Below are 7,926 nucleotides of genomic sequence, written 5' to 3'. Positions count from 1 at the left end.
TGGCCGAGATGTTCGACAGCTACGGGCTCCCGGTGCGGGTGGTGAACACCCTGCACGCCGACTCCGGCGGCAACCCGTACAGCACCGGCGCGCCGGCCAGCAGCGCCGCCCGCGCCCGCGCCACGACCCCCGGCGACCAGGCCTGGTCATCGACCAGATCGGTCATGCCGCAGGCGTGGATCATGCGGACCGCGACCCGCGCCACGTCGTCCGGCAGTCCCGACAGGTCGGCCTCCGCGCGGATCGTCGCGAACGACCGCCGGTAGATCTCGGCGCCGTCCCGGACGTAATCGATCACTGCTGTCCCTCCGCCGTCCTCAGCGCGACCGGGCCGCGGGGCATCCCGCAGCGCCGCTCGCATCCCGTCCAGTGGACGGGGGTCTCGGGCGCGCGGCCCAGGGCGTCCACGAAGCGCCGCGCCTCGCCCTGCACGTCGCCGCGCGACTTCGCGCACCCCGGGCTCCCGGTGCAGGCCGTCACGCCCACCCACGGCGACGCGGGATCGGTCGCGAAGCCCGCCGCCGCGAGCTCCGCCGCCGCGCGGCGCGCCTCGTCCCGGTCCAGGTCACGCACCACCACGCTGCGCCACGGCGTCACCCGCACCTCGTCCGCGACTCCGGCGAGCGCCTCGGCCTGCGCGCCCGACAGCCGGCCCAGCGGAGGCACGGCCTCCAGCGCGGCGAGCCCGTCCCGCTGCGCGAGGATCCCGGCGTGCGGCGGCGCGGGATCCGGGCGCGGCGGCGTCTCTCCCACGGCCGCGCCCAGCCGCTCGGCGACGAGCCGCGCGCCGTCCGGCACCTCCGCGAGCCGCCAGGCGTCGCCCCTGATCTCCAGGAACGCCTCCGCCGCCGCGAGCAGCGCCGCGACGGGATCGCCGGGGACGGGTCCGAGCCGCGTCCCGGCGAGCCGCAGGCCGCCGGGGGTGTGGGCCGCGTCGGCGTCCAGCGCGGCCGTGTCGCCGGTGCCGTCGTCGAGCGCGAACAGGAACCGCCCCGGCAGCCGGGCCAGGTCCGCACGCGCGCAGAGCGCCTCGTCCAGCGCCGTGACCAGCGGATCCGTGGCGAGGGCGCCGCGCGGGCCGCGCCCGCCGAGCGGTGACGCGACGATGTTGCGCACCCGCTCGTGGGTCGCCGACGGGAGCAGCCCGGCGGCCTCCAGCCGGGCCGCGAGCGCCGCGGTGTCGCGGACGCCGCGCACCTGGAGGTTGCCGCGGGACGTGAGTTCGATCACGTCCCGTCCCAGCTCGCGGGCGGCGGCGCCGAGCACCGCGAGCTGCGCGGCGGACACCGCGCCGCCCGGGACGCGGACGCGCGCCAGCGGCCCGTCGGCGGCGTCGTGGGTGCGCAGCGCCCCGGGGCACGCGTCGGGACGGGCTCTGACATTCGGCACGGGGAGGATGTTAACCACAGTTTGCAGGGCGACCGCGCTGCCGTACTCTTCTGCTCAGACGATGGCAATGGGAGGAAGCCGGTGCGAATCCGGCGCGGTCCCGCCACTGTGACCGGGGAGCGAACCCCGCTGTAGGCCACTGTCCGCGAGGACGGGAAGGCCGGGGCGAGCGTCGATCCGGGAGCCAGGAGACTCCTGCCGTCGCGACACCCGCGACCGGGGCGAGGACCCCAGGGGGAGGATGCGCCGTGCCCGAGCACAGCCGCACGGTCCTGTTGCTGTCGACGTCCGACACCGACCTGCTGAGCGCCCGAGCGTCCGGCGCCGCCTACCGGCTCGGAAACCCCGCGCGGCTCACCGCCGCCGACCTGCCCGAGCTGACCGAGGGCGCCGACCTCGTCGTGGTGCGGCTGCTCGGAGGCCGCCGCGCCTGGGAGGACGGTCTCGACGCGCTCCTCGCGGGCCCCCGGCCGGTCGTCGTCCTCGGCGGCGAGCAGGCACCCGACGCCGAGCTGATGGAGCTGTCCACGGTCAGCGGGGGCGTGTGCGCCGAGGCGCACGCCTACCTCGCGCACGGCGGCCCCGCCAACCTCGCCGAGCTGCACGCGTTCCTGTCCGACACCGTGCTGCTGACCGGGCGCGGCTTCGCGCCGCCGGCCGCGACGCCGACCTGGGGACGGCTCGACCGCGCCGCTCGCGACGGCGGCGGGCCCGTGGTCGGCGTGCTCTACTACCGCGCCCACCACATGGCGGGCAACACCGCGTTCGTGGAGGCGCTCTGCGCCGCCGTGGAGGACGCCGGCGGGCGCGCCATGCCGGTGTTCTGCTCGTCGCTGCGCACCGCGGAGCCCGAACTGCTGGACACGCTCCGCCAGGCGGACGCGCTGGTGGTGACGGTGCTCGCGGCGGGCGGGTCGCGGCCCGCGACGGCCGGGGCGGGCGGCGACGACGAGGCGTGGGACGTGGGCGCGCTCGCCACGCTGGACGTCCCGATCCTCCAGGGCCTGTGCCTCACCACGAGCCGGTCCGACTGGGAGGGGAGCGACGACGGGCTGTCCCCGCTGGACGCGGCGTCGCAGGTCGCGATCCCCGAGTTCGACGGGCGGATCATCACGGTCCCGTTCTCGTTCAAGGAGGTCGACGAGGACGGGCTCACCGTCTACGCCGCCGACCCCGAGCGGGCGGCCCGGGTCGCCGGGATCGCCGTCCGGCACGGCCGCCTGCGGCACACCCCGGCCGCCGGGCGCCGCCTCGTCGTGATGCTGTCGGCGTACCCGACCAAGCACGCCCGCGTCGGGAACGCCGTCGGCCTCGACACCCCGGCGAGCACCGTCCGGCTGCTCGCCCGGCTCCGCGACGCGGGGTACGACCTGGGCGAGGGCTTCCCCGGCGTCGACGAGCAGGACGGCGACGCCCTCGTCCACGCGCTCATCGCGGCGGGCGGCCAGGACGAGGACTGGCTCACCGAGGAGCAGCTCGCCGGCAACCCAGTCCGCATCTCCGCCGCGTCCTACGAACGCTGGTACCGCACCCTGCCCGCCGACCTGCGCGAGGGGATGGAGCGGCACTGGGGCCCGCCGCCCGGGGAGCTGTTCGTCCAGGACGGCGACATCGTCCTCGCCGCGCTGCGCGCCGGCAACCTCGTCGTCATGGTGCAGCCGCCGCGCGGCTTCGGGCAGAACCCCATCGCGATCTACCACGACCCCGACCTGCCGCCCAGCCACCACTACCTGGCCGCGTACCGGTGGCTGTCGGACGAGTTCGGCGCGCACGCGATCGTCCACGTCGGCAAGCACGGCAACCTGGAGTGGCTGCCCGGCAAGGCGGCGGGGATGTCGGCGTCGTGCGGCACCGACGCGGCGCTCGGCGACGTCCCGCTGGTCTACCCGTTCCTCGTCAACGACCCCGGCGAGGGCACGCAGGCCAAGCGCCGCGCGCACGCCGTCCTCGTCGACCACATGGTCCCGCCGATGGCCCGCGCCGAGACCTACGGCGACATCGCCCGCCTCGAACAGCTCCTGGACGAGCACGCGACGATCGCCGCGATGGACCCGGCGAAGCTGCCCGCGATCCGCGCCCAGATCTGGACCCTCATCCAGGCCGCCAAGCTCGACCACGACCTCGGCCTGGACGACCGCCCGCACGACACCGAGTTCGACGACTTCCTCCTGCACGTCGACGGCTGGCTGTGCGAGGTGAAGGACGCGCAGATCCGCGACGGCCTGCACGTCCTCGGCCAGGCGCCCACGGGCCCGGTCCGCGTCGACCTGGTGCTGGCCATGCTCCGCGCCCGCCAGATGTGGTCGGGGCGCGAGACGCTGCCCGGCCTGCGGGAGGCGCTCGGGCTCAGCGAGGCCGGCGGCGAGGCTCTCGCCGACGTGGACGCCGCCGAGGCCGCCGCCCGCGCCCTCGTCCAGGCCATGGAGGACGCCGGCTGGGCCGTGGACGCGGCGCGCGAGGCCGCCCGGGACGTTCCGGCGGAGCGCCGCGAAGCGGTGACGCGGGTCCTGGAGTTCGCCGCCGCCGAGATCGTCCCGCGCCTGGCCCGGACGTCCGACGAGCTCGACCACGTCCTGCACGCCCTGGACGGCGGCTACGTCCCGGCGGGCCCGAGCGGGTCGCCGCTGCGCGGCCTCGTCAACGTCCTGCCGACCGGCCGCAACTTCTACTCGGTCGACCCGCGCGCCGTCCCGAGCCGCCTCGCCTGGGAGACCGGGCAGGCGATGGCCGACTCGCTCCTGGAGCGCTACCGCGCCGACCACGGGGAGTGGCCGCGCTCGGTCGGGCTGTCGGTGTGGGGGACGAGCGCGATGCGCACGGCGGGCGACGACGTGGCCGAGGTCCTCGCGCTGCTCGGCGTCCGCCCGGCCTGGGACGAGGCGTCCCGCCGCGTCACGGCGCTGGAGCCGGTCCCGCTCGCCGAGCTCGGCCGGCCGCGCATCGACGTGACCGTCCGCATCAGCGGCTTCTTCCGGGACGCGTTCCCGCACGTCGTCGCCATGCTGGACGACGCCGTCCGGCTCGTCGCCGGGCTGGACGAGCCCGACGCCGACAACCACGTCCGCGCCCACGTGCGGGCCGACCGGGAGCGGCACGGCGACGAGCGCCGCGCCACCCTGCGGGTGTTCGGGTCCGCGCCCGGCGCCTACGGGGCCGGGCTGCTGCCGCTCATCGACAGCCGCAACTGGCGCGACGACGCCGACCTCGCCGAGGTGTACGCGGTGTGGGGCGGCCACGCCTACGGCCGCGACCTCGACGGGGTGCCCGCCCGCGCCGACATGGAGAGCGCCTACCGGCGCATCGCCGTCGCCGCCAAGAACGTCGACACCCGCGAGCACGACATCGCCGACTCCGACGACTACTTCCAGTACCACGGCGGCATGATCGCCACCGTCCGCGCGCTGACCGGCAGGGCCCCGGAGGCCTACGTCGGCGACAGCACCCGCCCGGACGCCGTGCGCACCCGCACCCTCTCGGAGGAGACCGCGCGGATCTTCCGCGCCCGCGTCGTGAACCCGCAGTGGCTCGCCGCCATGCGCCGGCACGGCTACAAGGGCGCGTTCGAGCTCGCCGCGACCGTGGACTACCTGTTCGGCTACGACGCCACCACGGGCGTCATGGCCGACTGGATGTACGACAGGCTCACCACCGCCTACGTCCTGGACGAGGAGAACCGCGCGTTCATGGCGGAGTCGAACCCGTGGGCCCTGCACGGCATCGCCGAGCGGCTGCTGGAGGCGGCCGAGCGCGGCATGTGGGAGCACCCCGACCCGGCGGTCCTCCAGGGCCTCCAGGAGGTCTACCTCAAGACGGAGGGCGACCTGGAGGACGACACCAGCCGCTGAGCCGCCTCCGGGAACCCCGCCCAGTGCAGGTGCAGGTAGGAGGCGGTGATCCGGTCGTCGCCGTACCCGTCGCGGCCGTCCCGCCACCGGAACAGCGGCCCGGCCTCCGTGTCCAGCGCGGTCCGGTGGAACTCGTGGCCGCGGAACCGCTCGCCCGGACGGGTCAGCGGCGACTCCGCCACCGCGACCGCCTCCCGGTAGCCGAGCGTCAGCCGGGACGTCATCCGCGCGCGGCCCGGCACCCGCCCGCACATCGCCCGGCCGTCGAGCTCCTCGCACAGGTAGAGGAGCCCGGCGCACTCGGCGGCGATCGGGCCGGGGAACGCCGCGATCTCGGCCAGGAGCGGCGCGTTGGCGGCCAGCTCGGCGGCGTGGACCTCCGGGAAGCCGCCGCCGATGACGAGCGCGCCCGCCCCGTCCGGCAGGGCCTCGTCCCGCAGCGGGTCGAAGACGGCCACGTCGGCGCCCGCCGCGCGCAGCAGCTCCACGTGCTCGGCGTAGGAGAAGGTGAACGCCGCCCCGCCCGCGACCGCGACGACCGGCCCGTCCTCGACCGGGACGACCTGCTCGGTCGGATCCCACGCGGGGCCCGGCAGCGGGGGAGCGGCGGCCGCCAGGCGGAGCAGGGCGTCCAGGTCGCAGGAGCGCTCCACCAGCGCGCCGAGCCGCGCGACCGCGCCGACGGCCTCCGCGCCCCGCTCGGCCGCCGGGACCAGGCCGAGGTGGCGGGACGGGGTCACGACCGCGTCGTCCCGCCGGATCGCGCCGAGCACCGGCACGCCCGTCGCCTCCAGCGCGCCGCGGCACAGCTCCTCGTGCCGCTCCGAGCCGACCCGGTTGAGCACGACGCCGCCGATCCGCACGCCCGGCTCGAACGTCGCGAAACCGTGCACGAGCGCCGCAACCGACCGGCTCTGCCGCGCGGCGTCCACGACCAGCACCACCGGCGCCGCGAGCAGTCGCGCGACGTGCGCCGTGGAGGCGAACCCGGTGTCGCCCCGCCCGTCGAACAGGCCCATCACGCCCTCGACCACCGCCACGTCGCAGCCGGCCGCGCCGTGCAGGAACAGCGGCGCGACCCGCTCCTCGCCCGTGAGCCACGGGTCGAGGTTGCGGCCGGGCCGTCCCGCCGCGAGCGCGTGGTAGCCGGGGTCGATGTAGTCGGGGCCGACCTTGTGCGGCGACACGGCGAGGCCGCGCGCCCGCAGCGCCGCGATCAGGCCGGTCGCCACGGTCGTCTTGCCGCTGCCGGACGCCGGCGCGGCGACGACCAGCCGGGGGATCACCACTCGATGCCCCGCTGCCCCTTCTGCCCGGCGTCCATCGGATGCCGGACCTTGCCCATCTCCGTCACCAGGTCGGCGGCCTCGACCAGCCGGCCGGGCGCGTCCCGCCCGGTGACGACGACGTGCTGGGTCCCGGGACGCGCGGCGAGGGTCTCGACCACGTCGTCCAGGTCGAGCCAGCCCCACTTGAGCGGATAGGTGAACTCGTCGAGCACATAGAAACGGTACGTCTCGGCGGCCAGGTCCCGCTTGATCTGGGCCCAGCCCTCGCGGGCGTCGGCCGCGTGGTCCTCCTCGCTGCCGGGGCGCTGGATCCACGACCAGCCCTCGCCCATCTTGTGCCAGGCGACCGGGCCGCCCTCGCCGCTCTCGCCGAGCACGCGCAGCGCCCGCTCCTCGCCGATGCGCCACTTCGCCGACTTCACGAACTGGAACACCCCGACCGGCCAGCCCTGGTTCCAGGCCCGCAGCGCCATCCCGAACGCCGCCGTCGACTTCCCCTTCCCCGGGCCGGTGTGGACGATCAGCAGGGGCCGGTTGCGGCGCTGCCGGGTGGTGAGTCCGTCGTCGGGGACGGAAACGGGCCTTCCCTGGGGCATCTCAAGCCGCCTTTCCGCCGCGCCCGCGGTGGGCGCGGACGATGCCGTCGAGTTCGCCGAGCGGGACGCGCCGCGCCCCGAGCCGGGCCGCGAGCCGTCCCGCGAGGCCGAGCCGGACCGGGCCGTCCTCGCAGTCCACGACGATCCCGGCGGTGCCCGCCAGCAGCCCGGCGGCCCGGTCCACGTCGCCTTCCGCGGTCGCCCGCCCGTCGGTGACGACCACGAGCAGCGGGCGCCGCGCCGGGTCGCGCAGCCGCTCGGCGCGCAGGACCTCCGCGGCGCGCGCGAGCCCGGCGGCCAGCGGCGTGCGGCCCCCGGTCGGCAGGGCCCGCAGCCGCGCCGCGCCCGCCTCGACCGACGACGTCGGCGGCAGCACGAGCTCGGCGGTCCGCCCCCGGAAGGTGACCAGGCCGACCTTGTCGCGGCGCTGGTAGGCGTCCAGCAGCAGGCTGAGGACGGCCGTCTTCACCGTCGTCATGCGGCGGCGGGCGGCCATCGACCCGCTGGCGTCCACGACGAACAGCACCAGGTTCCCCTCGCGGCCCTCGCGGACCGCCTCCCGCAGATCGTCCGGGCGCAGCACGAGGCCGGCGCCGGACCGGCCGCGCGCCCGCTGCCGCGGCGCGGCGGCCAGCAGCGTCGCCACCACATGGGGGTCGCGGACCTTCGCGGCCGGGCGCCGCGCCCCGGTGACCCGGCCCCGGGGCCGCCCCCCCCACGGCCCCCCCCCCCCCCGCCCCCCCCCCCCCCCCCCGACCGCCCGCCCCGCGCCCCCCGGCCGCCCCCGCGCCCGCGCGGCCCCCCCCC

The 7,926-nt window shown here is 76.9% G+C and carries 6 protein-coding genes and 1 riboswitch; of the genes, 1 reads left to right on the top strand and 5 read right to left on the bottom strand.

The features are described 5' to 3' along the window. Nucleotides 1–19: 19 nt before the first annotated feature. Both AB0K37_RS38475 and AB0K37_RS38470 read right to left on the bottom strand, forming a co-directional pair. On the bottom strand, nucleotides 20–298 hold the full coding sequence (locus AB0K37_RS38475) for a precorrin-8X methylmutase (RefSeq protein WP_363990131.1): 279 nt from the start codon (nucleotides 296–298) through the stop codon (nucleotides 20–22). Beyond that, nucleotides 295–1,389, bottom strand: a complete 1,095-nt coding sequence (locus AB0K37_RS38470) for a precorrin-3B synthase (protein WP_363990128.1) — start codon at nucleotides 1,387–1,389, stop codon at nucleotides 295–297. Before AB0K37_RS38470 ends, AB0K37_RS38475 begins: the two co-directional genes overlap by 4 nt. 71 nt (nucleotides 1,390–1,460) lie before the next feature. Next, nucleotides 1,461–1,584, top strand: a riboswitch (cobalamin riboswitch). 53 nt (nucleotides 1,585–1,637) lie between these two features. Between AB0K37_RS38470 and cobN the strand changes: the two genes are divergently transcribed. Further along, nucleotides 1,638–5,234, top strand: coding sequence for a cobaltochelatase subunit CobN (gene cobN, locus AB0K37_RS38465; protein WP_363990125.1), 3,597 nt, complete (start codon nucleotides 1,638–1,640; stop codon nucleotides 5,232–5,234). Here the strand turns inward: cobN and AB0K37_RS38460 are convergent. The 3 genes from AB0K37_RS38460 to AB0K37_RS38450 all read right to left on the bottom strand — a co-directional run. Then, nucleotides 5,189–6,520: a cobyrinate a,c-diamide synthase gene (locus AB0K37_RS38460; RefSeq protein WP_363990122.1), complete on the bottom strand. Its 1,332-nt coding sequence runs from the start codon at nucleotides 6,518–6,520 to the stop codon at nucleotides 5,189–5,191. The genes cobN and AB0K37_RS38460 overlap by 46 nt on opposite strands. Further along, nucleotides 6,517–7,119 carry a cob(I)yrinic acid a,c-diamide adenosyltransferase gene (gene cobO / locus AB0K37_RS38455; protein WP_363990119.1) on the bottom strand — a complete coding sequence of 201 codons (603 nt, stop codon included), beginning with the start codon at nucleotides 7,117–7,119 and terminating at the stop codon, nucleotides 6,517–6,519. The genes AB0K37_RS38460 and cobO overlap by 4 nt, the downstream gene beginning before the upstream one ends. Nucleotide 7,120: 1 nt before the next feature. After that, a partial coding sequence (locus tag AB0K37_RS38450) for a VWA domain-containing protein (RefSeq protein WP_363990116.1) occupies nucleotides 7,121–7,926 on the bottom strand: 806 nt, incomplete at its 5' end.

It is taken from the genome of Actinomadura sp. NPDC049753 (assembly GCF_040674655.1).
Classification (GTDB): Bacteria; Actinomycetota; Actinomycetes; order Streptosporangiales; family Streptosporangiaceae; genus Spirillospora; species Spirillospora verrucosospora.
The sequence above is the reverse complement of the archived record's forward strand: the minus strand, read 5'-3'. Positions and strand labels throughout refer to the sequence as shown.

What these genes read in the sequence shown, in the direction of transcription:
- cobO (WP_363990119.1), bottom strand. Translation starts at nt 7,119, where the DNA reads ATGCCCCAGGGAAGGCCCGTTTCCGTCCCCGACGACGGACTCACCACC.